General features: G+C 40.1%; 16 protein-coding genes. 1 reads left to right on the plus strand and 15 read right to left on the minus strand.

Annotated elements, in window-relative coordinates; translation table 11 throughout:
- Positions 1–11: 11 nt before the first annotated feature.
- The 8 genes from EKM82_RS07140 to kduI form a co-directional block, all read right to left on the minus strand.
- Positions 12–1,106 (minus strand): glycoside hydrolase family 88/105 protein, encoded by a 1,095-nt coding sequence (locus EKM82_RS07140; protein ID WP_125767614.1) that lies wholly within the window; start codon positions 1,104–1,106, stop codon positions 12–14.
- A 264-nt stretch (positions 1,107–1,370) separates the two neighbouring features.
- On the minus strand, positions 1,371–2,783 hold the full coding sequence (gene uxaC, locus EKM82_RS07145; RefSeq protein ID WP_125767669.1) for a glucuronate isomerase: 1,413 nt from the start codon (positions 2,781–2,783) through the stop codon (positions 1,371–1,373).
- Between the two features lie 22 nt (positions 2,784–2,805).
- Complete coding sequence (gene uxuA / locus EKM82_RS07150; protein ID WP_125767615.1) at positions 2,806–3,885, minus strand: mannonate dehydratase; 1,080 nt, start codon at positions 3,883–3,885, stop codon at positions 2,806–2,808.
- Positions 3,885–5,504: a mannitol dehydrogenase family protein gene (locus tag EKM82_RS07155; protein ID WP_125767616.1), complete on the minus strand. Its 1,620-nt coding sequence runs from the start codon at positions 5,502–5,504 to the stop codon at positions 3,885–3,887. The genes uxuA and EKM82_RS07155 overlap by 1 nt, the downstream gene beginning before the upstream one ends.
- Before the next feature lie 229 nt (positions 5,505–5,733).
- Positions 5,734–6,765: a sugar kinase gene (locus tag EKM82_RS07160; protein ID WP_125767617.1), complete on the minus strand. Its 1,032-nt coding sequence runs from the start codon at positions 6,763–6,765 to the stop codon at positions 5,734–5,736.
- Positions 6,766–6,781: 16 nt separating this feature from the next.
- Positions 6,782–7,429 (minus strand): bifunctional 2-keto-4-hydroxyglutarate aldolase/2-keto-3-deoxy-6-phosphogluconate aldolase, encoded by a 648-nt coding sequence (locus EKM82_RS07165; RefSeq protein ID WP_125767618.1) that lies wholly within the window; start codon positions 7,427–7,429, stop codon positions 6,782–6,784.
- Between the two features lie 15 nt (positions 7,430–7,444).
- Complete coding sequence (gene kduD, locus EKM82_RS07170; RefSeq protein ID WP_125767619.1) at positions 7,445–8,260, minus strand: 2-dehydro-3-deoxy-D-gluconate 5-dehydrogenase KduD; 816 nt, start codon at positions 8,258–8,260, stop codon at positions 7,445–7,447.
- A 73-nt stretch (positions 8,261–8,333) separates the two neighbouring features.
- Positions 8,334–9,179 carry a 5-dehydro-4-deoxy-D-glucuronate isomerase gene (gene kduI, locus EKM82_RS07175; RefSeq protein WP_125767620.1) on the minus strand — a complete coding sequence of 282 codons (846 nt, stop codon included), beginning with the start codon at positions 9,177–9,179 and terminating at the stop codon, positions 8,334–8,336.
- A 160-nt stretch (positions 9,180–9,339) separates the two neighbouring features.
- Between kduI and EKM82_RS07180 the strand changes: the two genes are divergently transcribed.
- Positions 9,340–10,119 carry an IclR family transcriptional regulator gene (locus tag EKM82_RS07180; protein WP_125767621.1) on the plus strand — a complete coding sequence of 260 codons (780 nt, stop codon included), beginning with the start codon at positions 9,340–9,342 and terminating at the stop codon, positions 10,117–10,119.
- A gap of 593 nt (positions 10,120–10,712) precedes the next feature.
- On the opposite strand, the gene EKM82_RS07185 is transcribed toward EKM82_RS07180, so the two are convergent.
- The 7 genes from EKM82_RS07185 to EKM82_RS07215 form a co-directional block, all read right to left on the minus strand.
- On the minus strand, positions 10,713–11,675 hold the full coding sequence (locus EKM82_RS07185) for a hypothetical protein (RefSeq protein ID WP_125767622.1): 963 nt from the start codon (positions 11,673–11,675) through the stop codon (positions 10,713–10,715).
- Between the two features lie 133 nt (positions 11,676–11,808).
- On the minus strand, positions 11,809–13,962 hold the full coding sequence (locus EKM82_RS07190; RefSeq protein WP_125767623.1) for a glycoside hydrolase family 3 N-terminal domain-containing protein: 2,154 nt from the start codon (positions 13,960–13,962) through the stop codon (positions 11,809–11,811).
- 232 nt (positions 13,963–14,194) lie between these two features.
- The gene (locus EKM82_RS07195; protein WP_125767624.1) at positions 14,195–14,938 is read right to left on the minus strand and encodes an alpha/beta hydrolase; all 744 of its coding nucleotides are present in this window, start codon (positions 14,936–14,938) and stop codon (positions 14,195–14,197) included.
- Between the two features lie 75 nt (positions 14,939–15,013).
- Positions 15,014–15,991, minus strand: coding sequence for a LacI family DNA-binding transcriptional regulator (locus EKM82_RS07200; protein WP_125767625.1), 978 nt, complete (start codon positions 15,989–15,991; stop codon positions 15,014–15,016).
- A 21-nt stretch (positions 15,992–16,012) separates the two neighbouring features.
- Positions 16,013–16,846 (minus strand): carbohydrate ABC transporter permease, encoded by an 834-nt coding sequence (locus EKM82_RS07205; protein WP_379880135.1) that lies wholly within the window; start codon positions 16,844–16,846, stop codon positions 16,013–16,015.
- A gap of 12 nt (positions 16,847–16,858) precedes the next feature.
- Complete coding sequence (locus EKM82_RS07210; RefSeq protein ID WP_125767626.1) at positions 16,859–17,749, minus strand: carbohydrate ABC transporter permease; 891 nt, start codon at positions 17,747–17,749, stop codon at positions 16,859–16,861.
- 61 nt (positions 17,750–17,810) lie between these two features.
- A complete protein-coding gene (locus EKM82_RS07215; protein ID WP_125767627.1) occupies positions 17,811–19,052 on the minus strand; it encodes a sugar ABC transporter substrate-binding protein in 1,242 nt (413 codons plus the stop codon).
- Between the last annotated feature and the right edge of the window lie 40 nt (positions 19,053–19,092).

Genomic DNA, 19,092 nt, shown 5'->3' on the forward strand with positions numbered 1-19,092 from the left:
TCCAAATAAATTTATTGAAATTGAGACAATGCAAGAATTGCCAAAGCTTGCCCATATGGCATATCAGTTATAGCAATATCCTTATAAAATTGAATATTATTTCCAACAGGTGTTCCTGAAGATACATTTCCCAATTGACCATTTTCTTTAACTTGATGTAGTAAGCCAGTAACGGCCATATCTATCGATTTATTTAAAGCTGATCCTTGAATAATTCTTAATTTTCGAGCCATGAGCATACCGTACAGAAATCCGGCCGTTGCAGATGTTTCTTCATAAGATGTCTCATCATCCAACACTGTTCGCCAAAATCCATTTTGCGTTTGTAATGGTAATAACGCTTGAATTTGGTATTTTAAAGTATCTCGTAAATACTGTCGTTCAAATTCATTTAGTTGATTGCCAGCAATTTCTAAAAACTCTGGAATAAAGATTGAGATCCAAGCATTCCCTCGGCCCCAGAAAACTGGGGAAAAATGACTTTTTTGGTCAAAACTCCAGCCATGGTACCACAGACCAGTATCGCGCTCCATTAAAAACTTACTATGAATAACGAACTGATTCATTGCTGCCGAAACATATTGTGAACGGTCAAGAACCATTCCAATTTTTGCAAGTGGTAACACCGCCATAACTAAGGTATCATCCCACAGCTGGTTTTTATTAATTGATCCAAAAGTATCATGTTCAAATCCACCAAAGGGCGTTTTTCTTAATTTAGTCATGGCCCATTCTGCCCATTCTTGCAAATAATCATCTAAATTTGGAATTTCATTAGACATTTCATCCTTTAGTGTTGCTAAGGTTAAAATTGGAATCATGCCATTGACATTAAGCTCTCTAGCTGGAATTGGATAATGATAATTATCATTGAACCATTTTTTAATTATCGTCAAAATTTCAACATTTTTTGTAGATTGATATATTTTTGCGAGACCATACAGTGCAACACCCTGAGGCCAATTCCAAGAATTCCAACTTTTATCATCAACAAGCCCGACAGCTGTCTGATAAGTAAATTCACCGGTACTATCTTTCAAATTGATCAAATATTCAAACATTTTTGTGGTTTTCAATTTAATCAATTTTGATTGTCCTTCATCCATTACTATTTTCTCACTCCCTATAGCATAATATGTAAGCGCTTATAATTACATGTTACATGATATACAATTCTAAAAATACTTGAAAAATAGTACAAAAACATTAAAAATTAGTACTTCTTTCTCCAAAATAAATTTAAAGACAATTACCTTGGTTATACCACTTCGATTACACCAAACTATTATTCATAATAAAAAAGCACCTCACTTAGCGTGAAGTACTTTTTTAATCTATTTTTAATTGACAACTTCAAGATGATATTCACTTTAAAATTGAAAATAGTTTTTGGCATTATTAAAACTAATATCCTGTATTTCTTGTCCAATAGTTTCAAAGTCATCTGGAACACGGCCCTGTTCAATTAAATGACCGAAATAATTGCAAAGAACACGTCGGAAATATTCATGGCGCGGATATGACAAGAAGCTGCGCGAATCAGTCAGCATGCCCACAAAATTTGCTAGTAAGCTTTGTTCAGCAAAAGTTGTTAATTGTCTATTCATACCCTCAGCAGTGTCATTAAACCACCAAGCCGCACCTAATTGCAGTCTTTGTTCTCCGTTGCCTTGGAATGATTGCATTACAGTCAATAATGATAACCAATCATTTGGATTCAAAGAATAGACAATTACTTTAGGAATTGAACCTTCTTGACAAAGTTTAACTAATAATTTTTGAAATTCAGTAACCATATCTGGTTGCGCTCCCATTGCATCAAACCCCGTATCTGGACCAATTTTGGCAAACTGAGGTTTATTTAAATTACGAGCTGCATTCAGATGAAACTGCATCGTCCAATTGAAGTCATTATTTAGCTTCATTAAATTCTCAATTAACATGGTTACATATTGATTATGCTCCTTGGGGGTTAAAACTTCATTGTCAATTCCTTTTTGAACAATTTCGTCCAATTCTGAAGTTGTCGCTTCAACGAAATGAAAAGTTTCTAAAGAATGATCCGATAAATGACCGCCCATTGTATTAAAGAAGGAAAATCGTTGTTTCAGTGCGACAATTAAATCATTGAACGATTTAATTGCAATCCCAGAAACTCTCGCTAATTCTAATAAGTAATCACCATATTCATTGGCTTCAATATGAAGTGCCTTATCAGGACGCATCGCCGGTAAAACTTTAAACTGATCATCAACTTCAGACTTTTGCAATAACTGATGGTACTTTAACTCAGAGGCTGGATCATCAGTTGTACAAATTACTTTTACTTGAGAGTTCTTAATCAAATTTCGTGGTCTAAAAGAATCTGCTTGCAAAAGTTCATTTGCTTTTTCCCAAATTTGTGGCGCCGTTTTCGTACTGAGAATAGTATCAATCCCAAAGAAACGTCGGAGTTCGAGATGAGTCCATTCATAGAGGGGATTCCCCATTGATTTCTCAATAGTTGCTGCCCAAGCCATAAACTTGTCATAATCAGAACCATTACCAGTGATTAATTGTTCTGGCACACCATTTGCTCGCATTAAACGCCACTTATAATGATCACCATAAGTACCTTCATTGAGCCAAATTTTTGTAATATTCGCAAAATTTTTGTTTTCATAAATCTCTTCAGGATTCAAATGACAATGAAAATCAATAATCGGCATTTTTGCTGCATAATCATGATAAAGCTTTTGTGCAGATGTAGTTTCGAGTAAAAAATTATTATCTAAAAAACTCAATTGACTAACCTCTTTAACTTTTCTATTTTTGCTTCTCCAGTGCTTCCCAAAAGCCATTTAAATAAGTGATCCCTAATGCGCGGTCATATAGGCCATAGCCGGGGCGACCATCTTCACCCCAAATATTGCGGCCGTGATCGGGACGAATGTAGCCAGCAAAATTGCAATCGTGCAAGGCCTTCATAATTTCATACATATCTAAGGAACCGTCTTTGGATAAGTGGTCAGCCTCATGGAAATCACGGCCATTTTCCATAAACTTAATGTTACGAGCATGAATAAATGGCGCCCGATCTTTCCCAACGAATTCGCGAATAATTGCCGGCACATCATTCTCGGGATTTTCGCCGAGGCTACCAGTGCAAATCGTGAAGCCGTTATAACGCGATTCATGCATCTGTTCGATTTTCAGCATATCTTCACGGTTTTTATAAATTCTTGGTAGGCCGAATAATGAACGTGGTGGGTCATCGGGATGCATCGCCATGCGCACGTCGCATTCTTCGCAAACTGGAATAATCGCATCTAAGAAATACTTCATATTGGCAGCCAGTTTCGTCTCGTCAACATCAGCATAAGCTTTAAATAACCGTTGAATTTCTGCTAACCGCTCTGGCTCCCAACCTGGCAAAACGTAACCTTGCGAGTTATTCTTCACTCGGTCAATAATATCCTGAGGATCATCAGCCAATTTATCAGCCTCGAAAGCCAAGACGTTGGAACCGTCAGCTAATTGATAATGTAAATCAGTCCGTAACCAATCAAAAATCGGCATAAAATTGTAACAAATTACTTTGATACCATATTCGGCCAAATTACGGATCGTTTGTTGATAGTTCTCAATATAACGATCACGGGTTGGCAGACCAATCTTAATATCGTCATGAATATTCACTGATTCAATAACTTCAAGCTTCAAACCGGCTGCTTCAACCTGGTTCTTCAAGGCTGCAATTTTTTCTTTGGGCCAAACCTCGCCGACGGGTACATCGAACAAGGCGCCCACAACTTGAGTAGTTCCGGGGATTTGGCGAATCTGTTGTAATTTAATTGGGTCATCTTGTTCGCCATACCAGCGAAAACCCATTTTCAAATCGGTCATTATTTTTCCTCCAATGCTTGTTGAATAGTTTGGCGAACAGCACCCTTTCCAGCCAGCATTTCAACAAAATATTCTTTAATTTTATCAGTCAGGCCTGCCGCTACTAGATCAACGCCGAATAAGTTCTGATTAGCGAGAATATCAGCAATTACTGCTAAATCGGGATTTTTCTGGCCAACTTGAATCGCCGCCAATTTTGCTTGGAGTTCCGGCAATAGAGGATCAGGACTTGGCGCAAATTCTGCGCCATTATCATCAACTGCCAGTAAGTAACGCAACCAACCGGCAATAATCAAAGGAATGGCCACTAACTGCTGCAAATCAGCCTGCTGGTCCAAATAATGCTGTAATGTCACGCCATAGCGAATCGCTAACTTTTGCGAGGTGTCACTGGCAATTCGTTGGGGCGTATCTGGAATGTTGACGTTAGGGAGCCGTTTATTAATCACTTCGTCAATAAACTGGCGCGGATTAATAATCTTCGGATCGGTGACCACTGGCAAGTCTTCCTGATAGCCTAGTTGCTTCGTCAAGGCGACCAATTCCGCATCAGTCATTTCTTGCGCAATCGATTGATAGCCCAACAAACAACCGAAAATGGCCAAGCCCGTATGCAACGGATTTAAGCAGGCAGTAACCTTCATTTGATCCGCGTCATTAACCGTCGCTCGATCAGTCATGATCACTCCGGATTTCTCCAGCGCGGGACGACCGTTAGGAAAACTATCTTCAATCACAAGATAATGCGTTTCTTCCGCATTCCCAAACGGCGCAATGTTCGTGTGCTTCGCCGTGTGCACAATCGTCGTATCCTCAAAGCCATCCTGAGCTAACTGTTGGGCAACCTTTTCTGCAGGATTAGGGGTGATGCGATCGATCATTGACCACGGAAAACTAACTTTTTGCGAATCCAACAAATAATCTACAAAAGCTTGTGGTGCTAGTTGGTTGGCCACCCAACCCCGAGCAATGGTTAAAATACCATCTTGGAATCGTTGACCATTCTCAGAGAAATTGTCGGTGCTGACCATGGCAATGGGTAACTGGCCCTGATTGAAACGAATCAATAATAAGCGAGCAATGGCACCCATATTGGTTTGAGCCTGATCAGGTTGCTGACTGATATCGTGTTTGGCAGCGGCCGTTAATTCACCATGACTATCAGTCAGGCCATAACCCTTCTCAGTAATGGACATTGTCACCATTTGTAATGAAGGATTAGCGAAGATTTCGGCCAACCGTTGCCAACCAGCAGCATTAGTCTGATTGTAATAAATACTTTCAGCCACGCTGGCCATTAACGTTTTTTGAAGTTGACCATTTTGCGCCATCACCACTTGTAAGAACCGATTTTGATAGGGATGATAAATCTGCTCAATCACCTGATCATCATAAGTTTCAGCGACAATCACGCCACTGGTCAGCTCACCAGTGTTCAATAATTTCTGGGCAATCTCCCCATGAAAACAGCGGAACAAATTGCCGCCACCGAAGTGAACCCAAATTGGCTGTTGCGCTGTCGTCGCCATCATTTGGGCCTGAACATAACTTGGCACTTGGATTCCAGCCACTTTAAAATCGGCCGCCTGTTGTTGATAATCTGTTGTTAATTTAACCATTGCGAATTCCTCTCATTTAATAATTTCCACTGATATATTAGTATATTAGGAACTGAACATCTTTAAATTATCACAGACTGTAACCGCTGTCAATTGAATTAATAGGTTTTTTGTTGATTAGTGAGAAGATGATTATGGGATAATCGTGACCATCATTTGTTATGGTGCTATTGATCGCAATAAAAAAAGACTAGCTGAAATAACAACTAGTCTTTCTATAATTATTCTTCTACCGATTCACACTAGAACTAGCACCGCTAGCTGCGCCCATGACTGAACGGATATCGCTATCGGAAACTAGATTCTGGTCGCCGCTGATTGTCAGTTTAAGCACGCTGGCTGCAGTGGCGTAATTGATCATTTCTTGAGGGTCAAAGTCATTGACTAAGCTGTGGAGTAAGCCGCCGGAGAAGGCATCGCCGCCAGCAACGCCTTCCATGACGTGCATGTCGTAAACTGGGGCTTCATAGAACTCATCGTCACGCAGCAACAGACCAGTCCACTGACTCTTTTCCACAGAATAAATATTACGCAGCACGCTGGCCACCATCGTACAATTTGGATAACGTTTGGTGACTTCGCGCATGGCCGCCTCGAAATCATGACGTTGATCAATACCGCGAGTCATATCGCCATCGAAAGCACGAATGCCTAACGTTTCCTCAAAGTCTTCATCATTGGCAATGCAAATATTGACATACTGCATCAATTGTCCCATTGATGCTTGAGCCTTTTCAGTCGACCACATTTTCCCACGGTAGTTCATGTCGCAGACAATCGTAATGTCGTGCTCATGAGCATAGCGACAAGCAGCCAAAACCGCCTGAAACAACTCATCAGAAATAGCTGGTGTGATCCCGGAGAAATAAAAATAATCGGCATCACTAAGAATGTTGGGCCAATCGTATTCTTGAGCCTGAGAAACGGCAAAGGAACTACCGGCACGGTCGTAAACCACATTGGTATTCCGCACACTGGCGCCTTTTTCGAAGTAATAGACACCGAGTCGTGGTCCACCGAAAATAATTCGGTCCGTATCCACATTATACTTGCGCAAATTGCTCAGTGCTGTTTGACCCAAAAGATTGTCAGGGAACTTCGTCATAAAGGTGGCCTGATCACCAAGCAATGCCAACGAAATAGCAACATTGGCTTCGGCGCCACCATAGACAGCCTCAAATTGACTAGTTTGCAAGATTCGTTGATGATCCAGCGGTTTTAACCGCAACATCATCTCTCCAAAAGTCAGTACTTTCTTCATGGCGATTTCCTCCTGACTACTTCTGCGCGCGCCACTCAGTTAATTTCTGGGTAAATTGTTCAGCATGTTGTTGAATTTCAGTCAATGGCGTTTGAGCATTACCGACTAAACTGCCACCAATCCCTACAGCATAAGCGCCAGCATCAAACCAATCGGTCAAATTAGCTAAACTAACACCACCAGTAGTCATAATGCGAACTTCTGGGAATGGACCGTGTAATTCTTTAATGATTGCCGGGCCAACCACACTAGCTGGGAAAATCTTAACCAGGCTAGCACCGTATTTCTTAGCTTGGTAAACTTCAGTTGGTGTGAAACAGCCAGGAGTGTAGTTCACCATCGCAGCGTTACAAGCAATCGCGACTTCCGCATTGAAAGCAGGGCTGACAATAAACTTCGCACCAGCCTGAATAGCTGATTCGGCTTGGAAACTGGTCATCACTGTACCAGCACCAATCAAAACTTCGGGATCGTCAGCATAATCAGTGACCAAGTTAGCAATGGCTTGATCAGCATGAGGTACCGTGAAAGTTAATTCAATTGTTTTGACGCCACCACTAATACAAGCTTTAGCAACGGCCATACTACGTTCAACGGAATCAGCACGAACGACAGCGACAATGCCGGCTTGACCAATTCTAGTCAGAATTTCTTCTTTATTCATCGACTTTTACCTTCCCTATCTAACGAGATAACCACCGTCAACTGGCATAATGATCCCGTTGACATAGTCGGCTGCAGGACTTGCTAAGAAAACAGCGACGCCCATTAATTCACTTGGTTCTGCCCAATGACCAGCAGGAATCCGGCCAAGAATTTCGTCGTTACGATCTTTTTGAGCGCGGATTGGAGCCGTGTTGGCTGTCTTGATATAACCTGGTGCAATGGCGTTGACTTGAACACCATAAGCACCCATTTCACTGGCAAAAGCCTTGGTCAAGCCAGCAACACCATGTTTAGAAGCAGTGTATGAGGGGATAAATTTGCCACCTTGGAAGGAAAGCATTGAACCAATGTTAATAATCTTGCCAGATTTTTGTTTCGCGAATTCCTTGGAAACTGCCATTGACATGTGATAAACCGCGTTCAAATTAATGTTGATCACGCGATCCCAATCTTCATCTTTTGATTCCAGAATTGGATTTCGTTTGATCATCCCAGCGTTATTGATCAAAATATCAACATGACCGAATTTTGCGATTGCTTCAGCAACCACTTTTTCAGCGACACCGGCTGCTGTTAAGTCAACATCAGTAAATTCGATCCGCCGACCACGCTTCTCGACCATTTTGCGGGTTTCGTCCCATTCAGCCTTGCCATAAGTGGCGACGAAAATATCAGCACCAGCTTCAGCTAAAGCTACTGAATAGCCTTGACCTAAACCAGTATTACCACCAGTAACAATTGCCACTTTTCCTTTTAACGAAAAAAGATCCATTTTAAATTTATCAAGTGCTAATTCATTTTGCTTAATTTCTTCAGCTGATTGTGCCATCATTCTGTCTCCTCTAATTAATTGTCTGTCGCGCTAACCAATGTTAGTTAGCTAATGCGCAAAAATTGACTTTTTACTTCAAATCTTTCATTGGAACTTCATCCATATCATCATAAGTTTGGTTTTCGCCGCACATTGCCCAAATAAAGGCATAACTACCAGTACCAACGCCACAGTGAATTGACCAACTTGGGTTAACTACGGCATCTTCTGGATTCAAGAAAATATGTTTCGATTCGTCTGGCTTGCCCATGAAATGAATCACCCGCGTATCAGGTTCAGCAAATTCAATGTACAAATAAGTTTCCATCCGCCGCGCATGAGTATGAGCTGGCATCGTGTTCCAAGAATTACCTGGTTCCAAAACGGTGTAGCCCATTTGTAATTGACAAGTATCCATTTGTGACGCGTCAATGTACTTGTAAATTGTCCGCTTGTTCATGTGCGCTTGGTCGCCCTTAGGCATAGCAATTGCATTAGCAAATGGTAATTTCTTATTAGGAAACTTGGTCGTACCTGGTGTGGAAACCACGTAGAATTTTGCAGGATTCTTAGGATCCTTTGATTCAAAAATAACTTCTTTAGTACCAACGCCAACATAGAAACCATCATGAGTGACCATTGGTTCTTTCTCGCCATCAACAGTAATGAAGCCATCACCACCGATATTGATCATACCGAGTTCACGGCGTTGTAAGAAATAGTCGACGCCTAATTCTTTACTTAATTTGATTTCCAAAGGTTGGTCAGTTGGTGTGACCCCACCGAAAATCATCCGATCGTTGTAAGTGTAAATTAAGCTAATATCACCAGCCGTAAATAAATGTTGGGCCAAAAATTCTTCCCGTAATTTGTCAGTATCGTAGTGGGCAATATCCTCAGGTGCATGTGCATATTTAGTGATCATCTTAAAACTCATTGAAAAAAGCCTCCTAAATTTTATTTTCCAAATAAGAAAACGGTTTTCTTGATTACGTTTTCAATATATACTATTATTAACAAGAAATCAAGAATGATTTACAATGAATATCAGGTTAATTTTTAATTCAATGATTCGTTTCAAGAAAGGGTAGGTCCTTATGACCACAACTAAACCAACTTACGGCACCGTATTAATTAAAGCCGATGCCATCCTCGACACCTTAGCAACCACCCACGGCCAGACACTAACGGATATTGCGACGGCAACTGGTTTCACCCGCTCGACCACTTTAAAAATTCTCGACACCCTGCTGCAATTACAGTACGTCGAAAAAAATGACCACAACAAAAAATATCAAATTGGCTCCGCTTTTCTAAAATATAGCGATGCTTATTTGAATACGTTTAGTATTGTTAACTTGTGCCATCCCGACTTGCTAAAACTTCGCGATGAATTTGGCGAGACGGTTCACTTAGGCACTATGGAAAACGACGATTTGATTTACTTGGACAAGTTTCCAGGGAAGAAATCCATCACCGTAATGACTTCAAAGATCGGCGTTCATGCGCCGTTATACGCCACTGGCATGGGCAAGGCCATCCTCAGTACTTTCGGCGAAAATCATTTAAGCGATTATTTGGCCAACCATCCCTTGAAAGCTTTGACGAAAACCACCGTCACCAACCAGCGTGAGTTGCAACGTCAAATTGCCGCTACTCAGCAAAACCATTTGGCCTATGATAATTCCGAGCGCGATGAAGACGTCTACTGCATTGCCACCACGATTACCGCCCATAATAAATTGTTTGGTGCCTTTAGCATTAGTATTCCCAGCTATCGGCTGACGCCAGAGAATAAGGCCGAGATGGAAAAAGCGATTCTTAAAACCAAACAGGACATTGAAGCGAAGTTGACTTATATGCGAACTGAGAATTAAAGCGACTGGTTCGGAATTTTTCAAGCTTGCTTAAAAAAACGAAACCTTTCTAAAGGTCCTACCTTAGTTGAAAACGGCAGGGGCCCAGCGATTTTATGGGCGTGGAACATGGTGGGCGTTGATTTGAGCTTATTGCTAACGCAACAATCTCAAATACAAGCCTTATTCTAACCGCTAAAGACGGTAAGAATAATTTCACCATTGACGCCAATCGCTGGGCCCCTGCCTGGATTAAACTAACAGAATTGAGCACCACTATTTAAAAAATCAGATCGTAGTTTACTTGTAACCACAATTTGAACTAAATTTAGTTATCTCACTATAACTGACTTAACCACTAAGTGATAAAGTGAAACACCTCAGATCGATATAGATGTAGAACCTACTTACGGAACATAATTAACAAAATTCTTTCATTCGTTATTTACAAGGTTTTTTATTCTAGAAAACAAAAAAGCATCCATTATTGTAATGTCCACAGATAACTCTGGATCAGTATTACAATTTACGGATGCTTTTTTAAAAAACTTTATTTACAAAATTTTTATTCAAAATATAATTGAATAAGTACCAAAAAACGTCGATTCGAAACACTATTTTTGTGGACTAAAGATTAATTTAACACTATCAGCATTAACAGTATCAGATGTATTATCATAACTTGTTGATAATACCTGGCCATCCTTTAATTCCATAACAACATCCTTTGAACTTGGATTTAATTGAACATCTCGGCTATCACCAGTTGTGTCATCATATTGAGAAATTGTCCAGCCAAGATTGTCATATTCTTCATCCAGAACACCATTGGTTGATAGCTTATAGGTTCCAGCCTTAATATCACGGCCAACTACCCATTCACCCTGACCTAATTGATTTCCTGCAGTAGTATCCTTTGAAACTGCGGTAAGCTTAATTTTCGATATACTATCTAATTTAAGAGTATCGCCATCAAATAGAATTATACGAATCTTACTTGGATAGCCATTATCACTGCCACTAACAGCACCAAGAAAATTGATAAATAAACTATCAACACTTTTTCTTTCGCCTGTAATATTACCGCTCCCACCAAGAATTTCTAAATCGTAAATTCCGGGTACAACTTCGGAATCTTTGCTAACAGAAATAGTTCCTGTTACCATCAAATCTCCAGTTGATTTTCCGTTTGCAGCTAACTGATTCAATAATTCAAGTGAGCTTTCTTTCTTACTATCTTTCTTAGACGAAGTTGAGTCAGCTTTTTTTACACCATTTGAAGAAATTGACGACGTTTCCTTTGTATCTTTCGTAGCATTTTCAATACTTTTTGAGTAAAAGGATTGTGACACAAGAACTAGAATTATTGTCACAACAGATAAAATTGTCCCTATCAACCCTAATGTAATTTTGCCCTTTGCTTTCTTCGAAATAATTAGTGTGATTATTCCTAGAATTAAAGCAATTACTCCAAACACAAAAGAAATATTATTGACTATAGGAATTAACGATCCTAAAAGACCAAGTCCTCCTAAAACGATTGTAATTATGCCCAATGCAAAATGCCCTTTTTTCATTCCAACGTCCTCCAATGTAATAACTAGATATAATAATTAAATGTTATCACATTGTTAAACTGGCAACAATAGCGTCTCGTGATAAGATAACATATTTATTGACAATATATTTTCTATTCACAACAGTAAAATCTTACTCAATCGTAAATGGCACCGTAATCAAATGATCTGAATCCAAACCGACCATCAATTGATATTCACCTGAGTCAACGGCTTTGTGGAGGTCTTGGTGAACTGAAGCTAAGTGTTCACAGGGGATTTCAATCGTAAAGTCGGCTAAGGTTTCGGCATCAATTGCGACTTTTTCAAAGGCGACTAAGCTCTTGACGGGCCGAACGGTTTCGCCAGCTTGTTGATGGGCATAACATTCAATCACTGTTTTACCAGCGCTGGCCGACTGATTCTCTAAGTGAACAGTCACGGTCAGCGAATCAGCAGGTGTCAGCGTCGTTTGCGCTAGTTCGATTGCCTTAACCTTAATATCGGCATAACTTAAACCAAAGCCAAAAGGATACAATGGCGCGTTAACTTCATCCATATACTTCGACTGGTATTTAATGTCGTCGCGGCCAAAGGGATTGGTGCTAGGGCGACCGGTACGATATTCGTTGTAATAAATTGGCACTTGCCCAACTGAACGTGGGAAGGTCATTGGCAATTTACCGCTAGGATTAACTTCGCCCAATAAAACACGGCTGATTGCTGCAGCACCCTTAGAACCAGGGAACCACGTAAAGATAATGGCATCTGATAAATCAGCAACTTCGGTTAAATCTAATGGTCGTCCAGCAACAATCACACTAATAATTGGTTTGTTTAATTTGGCTAATTCCCGCAATAATTGTAATTGTTCAGCCGGCAATTGAATATTGGCTAAGCTGGTCGCCTCGCCACTTTCGTCTGCTGGTAAGCCCAAGGCGGCAATAATCACATCTTGTTGGCGTGCAGCAGCGACGGCTTCGTTTAAGTCACGAATGTTGCCGGTGCGATAACCACTACCAGCAGCAAAGGTTAGATTAGGCATCGCTGCTGATAAAGCAGTTTTGATAGTTTCCGTCGCCGCTGGATCGCCTTGCCACGACCAGCTACCCAGTAAATCGCCACTATCAGCCACGGGTCCAATCAGGGCAGCCGAAGTTTCAGTAGTTAATGGTAAAATTGAGCGGTGATTCTTTAACAAAACAATTGAATCTTCGGCTGCAGCTTGGGCAGCTTGTAAATTGGCCGCTGTCTTGATCTCCGTTGCTTCGCGAGTGTCATCAAGTCCGCGATAAGGATCAGCAAATAAGCCTAATTTATCCTTTAATTCCAAAACTCGCCGAGCAGATTCATCAATGAGTTGGGTGGTTGTTGGATCAAGGTTGGCGGCTTTTTCCAAATATTTAGCATAAGCATAGCCCATCATATCAATGTCCACGCCCGCCTTTAGTGCTAAATCGGCAGCCGCTTGATGGTCGCCAGCCACACCGTGATTAATTAATTCAGCTACGGCGCCCCAGTCAGAAATCAGCACACCATTAAATTTCATTTCTTGACGTAAAATGTCCCGCATCAAATGTTGATTAGCTGAAGCTGGTACGCCAAATAAAGTGTTGAAAGAAGTCATGACTAGTGCTGCCTGAGCATCAACGGCCGCTTGATAAGCTGGTAAGTATTGTTCTTTGAAACGCCACTCGGAAACATCGACCGTATTGTATTCTCGACCAGCTTCAGCCGCACCATAGGCCGCAAAGTGTTTCACACAAGCCGCCACATGATGATCGTCTAATTGGTCACCTTGGAAACCACGGACGCTGGCTGCGGCCATCACCGAATTCAAATATGGATCTTCACCAGTTGATTCCATCACCCGACCCCAACGTGGATCACGGACTAAATCGACCATAGGCGCAAAAGTGACGTGAATCCCACCAGCAGCTGATTCCTGTGCCGCCACTTCTGAGGCGGTTTTCATGGTCTCAGGATTGAAACTAGCGCCTAACGCCAAGGGAATTGGGAAAATTGTTTGGTAACCGTGAATCACATCGGCCATAAAAATCAGCGGAATTTTCAACCGATTGTGTTGTAAATAATCGTGCTGAATCTGACGAATTTTTTCAGCGCCGGAAATACCTAAAACTGTGCCAATCGTATACACAGATTCAGTGGACATGTTGGCCGACTTCATCGGGCCAGTCACCACCGCATCTCCATCAGGAAAAACATCGGCGGTTGTTTGAATCAACTGACCGATTTTTTCGGCCGTCGTCATCGCCTGCATTAATTGATCAACTTGTTCTGAACTCACTTGAAAGCCTGCTTTCTACAACTCAATAATCGGCAAACAATTAAATGCTCATTAGGATTATTAAATCATGATCTTAATTTTATCTGACTGTTAATAACGCTTTTGAGTATATAGCGCTTTCAGAGCGAATACAATTTGATGCCCGTTTAACGTTAGAATTGTCCTTATTTGGTTGTAGAAATGAACCTTCTTTTGAAAAACGTTTCATAAAAGCGGCATACAAAGATTTTATTTAATTTATTTTCTCATCAATATCACTCAATACCGTTTGAATCGCACTATCCCAAACTCGCCATTCGTGGGCACCAGGGACTATTTCAAGATCATTATCAAATTGATTGGCTAATAAATCCTGATGCAACTGTTGATTGATTTCATAAAACGGATCGTGATCACCGCAAATTTGCATGATTGCTGGTCGCCTAATTGCCGCTGACCAATGCTTGATTAAGCCAGTTAAATCATTTTCGGTCCCCTGAAGCGCGGCTGGCGAGCCAAATAAACTGCGATACCAAGCATCCCGATCTGGATGTGCTCGCCAGCTGGCCTGAATGTCAACCATTGCCGACAATAAATAAGCTTTGCTGAATTCTTCTGGCTGATTAAGGGCCACTTTTAAGGCACCAAAACCGCCCATAGAAACACCGGCAACAAATGTCCGACTAGGTTTTATTGTCAGATTAAACCATTGCCGACAGCGTTGCAGCAGTTCGGTTAAATAATCAAAATAGTGGCTACCATTAACTTCGTTTGTATAATAGCTACGATCAACTCGTGGCATAATAATTGCGACTTGCTTGTTACTAGCATAAGCAGCTAACTTGGTCTGCTCAAGCCAGACATTTTCGTCATCACTTAAACCATGAAGTAATAGTAAAACGGATAAATCTTCTGCTGGATGTTCTGGTAGAACCACATTTACACGAGTACGCATACCTAAACTTTCTGCAAAAAATTCTAAATGGCTAATGGCCATTTTTCAACACTTCTTTCTTTAAAATAATAGCTCTGCTAATCAATAATCAGATTAGCAGAGCTATTTTCACTAAGATTATTGCTGTTCATTCTCGCCAAGCGACCCGCGATGAATCACTTGGGTATGAATAAACTGATTATCTACCTTGGTTCCTTCAAGTAAATCAATTAGGGTTTCAGCCGCAACTTCTCCCCAATGATGTTTAGAATAGTCGACCGTTGTTAACTGTGGTCGTAAATACTGACCTAACATATCATTATCAAAGCCAATTATTTTAACATCTTGACCAACAATCACTTGATTAGCAGTGAATTCTTCGTAAAGGCCGATTGCCATTTCATCATTTAAAGCAAATATCCCAATATTGTGTAAACTCATTTCAATAATTGATCGAGCAGCTCGGTGACCACCAGCAATCGTAAAATCACTTGGAATTACTAAAATAGTTTTACCAGTCATCTGCTCAACCTGTTTGATTGCTGCCTGCAACCGAATTCGCGAGTCAAATGAATCTGTCGGACCAGTAACTAAAACGAAATGATCTACTTTAGCATCATTTAAAGCAGCAATGGCTTGTCGAGCACCCTCAGCATTGTCCAACAATACATGCCGCACATTTTTATTTTTCATTTCACGATCCATGACGACTAATTTACTACCATCATCCGCATAATTATGAATTAAATCGTCAGTGAAGTTGGCGTCTAAAATAATTGCGCCATCAACGAAACGTTGGGAAATAAACGAGCGAGAGCGTCCGCCACCAGTACCAACAATTAACTCATAGTGATGTTGCTTTAACACACTAGCAACACCATCAATCATATGGCTGTAGAATTCACCGCCAAAATCAGTGACATACATGCCAATAATATTTGTTTTTTGCTTCTTTAAAGTTCGACCAGCAATGTTGGGTGTGTAGTGCAACTCCTTGGCAATCGCAAGAATACGATCACGAGTTTCTTCAGTAACCTTTGAGCTTCCATTTAACGCATATGAAACGGTTGAAATAGAAACACCCGCATTTTTTGCAATTTCTCGAATGCCTACCACCTAAATTACTCCCAACTTAATTTATTTCTCAGCTTGCACATTGAAGCCTTGTAAAATATATTTTTGGAAAATTAAAAAGATAATGATGATTGGAATAACCATAAATGACGAACCAGCCATTTGCAAACCATAATCTGTTGTATGCTGACCCTGTAGTAATTGTAACCCAACTGAAAGGGTATAGTACTTCTGATCATTGGCAATAATTAATGGCCACAAGAAAGCATTCCAACCACCAATAAAAGTCAAGATACCTTGAACAGCCAAAACTGGTTTTGAAATTGGCAAAATGATATGCCAGAAAATGTACCATTCACTGGCACCATCAAGTCGTGCTGCTTCAATGATGGAGTCAGAAATATTTGACATAAATTGTCTAAATAGGAAAATTGCAAAGGCACCTACTAAACCGGGCAAAATAATGCCTAATAGCGTATTCGTCAGATGCAATTGATTTAAAATCAAGTAAACTGGAATCATTGTTACTTGTCCAGGAATCATCATTGTTGATAAAACAGCAATAAACAGGAATGCCTTGCCTTTAAACTTGAACTTGGCAAAGCCATAACCAGCCATGGCATTAAACAATAGACCAACAAATGATGCCAATGTGATAATCAGCGTATTCTTTAAATAAACACCAAAATTACCACTGACAAATAAGTTCTTATAATTCATTAAAGTCCAATGTTGCGGCAAAAAGTTCTGAGTCATCTGTGAGATTTCTGCATTGCTCTTAAAGGATGATAAGAACATCCACAAGAACGGTAAAATCGTCATTAACCCCCAGAAAGCTAAGATCAAGCCGACAACACCTTTTGATAATTTTCTTTCACTACGAAAATTAGTATCCAACTTGTCCGCCTCCTATTCGCCTTGTTGTTTCTTCTGAATCTTAAACTGGATTAAGGTTGCCACAATGATTGCTGCAAACATAATAAACGAGCCAGCTGCTGCATAACCAAAGTTGCTATTCTGGAAACCATTCTGATAAACAAAGAGGGCAACTGAATTCGTACTATTCAATGGTCCACCTTTGGTCATGACAAATGGTTCATCGAAGAACTGGAACCAACCAATCAAAGTTGTGACACTAACGAAGAAGATTGAGAAGCGAAGTGAAGGAAGGGTAATATGTCGGGTTTGTTCCCACCAGTTAGCACCGTCTAATTCTGCGGCTTCATATAACGAGCGAGGAATTCCTTGTAAGGCAGCTAAGAAGATCAACATGTTTAGCCCAATTGCTTTCCAAACAGCTAAGATAATTAAGGAAATCTTTGCTGTTGCTGGATCATTTAACCATTGCAAAGGTCCAAGACCAATTTTACCAAGCATATTGTTTAACAAGCCCATATTAGGATTGTACATGTATGTCCAAACAACGGCAACTGCGACGGTATTGGTAATTGATGGCGTGTAGAAAATCAAGCGCAAAAACGAAAAGAACTTGTTATTACCAAAGTTAATCAAAATTGCGACAGTTAATGATAATAGTACAACTAAAGGAACACCGATCACAACATAGTACAAAGTATTACCAATTGATTGTAAGAACTGCGAATCATGGAAAAGTTTGACGAAATTATCCATGCCCACAAATTTAACAGTTGACCAATTTCCTAACCCAGTGATATCAAGACCAGTAAAACTAATTACTAGTGCAATCAAAATTGGAATCAATGAGAACAGAAATAAAAGCAGTAAAGCTGGCAGTACGAAAGTATAAGGCATCAAACGATTCCGAATTGACTTACCCATACTTATTATCCCCTTTCACTTAGCAAAACGTCCCATTGTTTCCAACGGGACGATGTCATTGCTATTTGTTAATTAATTGTTCTGTTTGGGTATTAAAGTTATCCATTGTCTTTTGAACATTCGCATTGTTTAATGAGATCTGTTCCCAAGACTTCAAATAATTCTGACCAATTTGATCCCATTGCTTGATCAAAGGCATTGGTTCTGAATTATCTAATTGTTTACGGAATACTTGAATCCGTGAATCACTTAAGGACTTATCTTGCCATGCCGCCTTCAATGTTGGCATTGAATCACTATTCTTGTAATACTTTAATTGATTTTCTTTCTTAGACATGAACTTAACAAATTTGATGGCATTTTTCTTATTCTTAGTGTAGTTAAAGACAGCTAAGTCACCACCACCGGTACTTGACATGTTGCTGACCTTACCCTTTGGTAATTCAGCGACACCCCATTGACTGTCCTTCAAACCAGCATCATTTTTAATGCTTGACATCATCCAAGGGCCGGAAATAAACATTGGGATTGGACCATTACCGCCGAATGATTGACCAATTGATAATTTAGTATCTTGTTTTGGTGAAGCACCATTCTTAGTAAATTTATTGAGATATTCGAGTGAATCGACCATAGCTTTTTTATTGAACTGTGGTTTGCCATTCTTCAATAAAGTAGCACCATTTTGACGGGCAAACATGAAACCAAATGTTGGTTCTGCACCATCAACGTTGAATCCATACATATTCTTACCACGTTTAGCTAACTTAGTCGAAGCATCGTATAATTCATCCCATGTTTTTGGTGCTTCATTATAGCCAACGCTCTTCAATAAATCTTTCCGGTAATAAAGCACACGTGTTTCAACATACCAAGGTAAGCCATAATACTTGCCATTGAATTTCGTGGTATTTTCAGATCCAGTAAAGAACTTATCTGGTGCAATACTACTGTCGCTCTTAACTGTATCAGTAATGTCCATTAATGTTTTAGAACCGACAAAATTAGGCATTTGTGTAGTCCCAACGACTAATACATCAGGGCCCGTCTTTGATGCAGCAGCTGTTAACAGCTTGTCGTTATATTGACTCCAAGGAATACTTTGAATCTTAACCTTAACCCCAGTTTTCTTTGTAAATTCACTAGCAATTGGTTTAACAGCAGTGTCAGCGTCACCACCATACCAGAATGTTAATGTATCATTTGCTTTCGATGAAGATTTAGATGAGTTATTACCACAAGATGCTAATAAAATTGCACTTGCCGCAACAGCAGCCAAACCTAGAATTTTCTTGAAATGCATTTTATATCCTCCTCTTAAAACAATCTATCGAAACGTTTCT

The organism is Lapidilactobacillus wuchangensis, from assembly GCF_003946645.1.
Classification (GTDB): Bacteria; Bacillota; Bacilli; order Lactobacillales; family Lactobacillaceae; genus Lapidilactobacillus; species Lapidilactobacillus wuchangensis.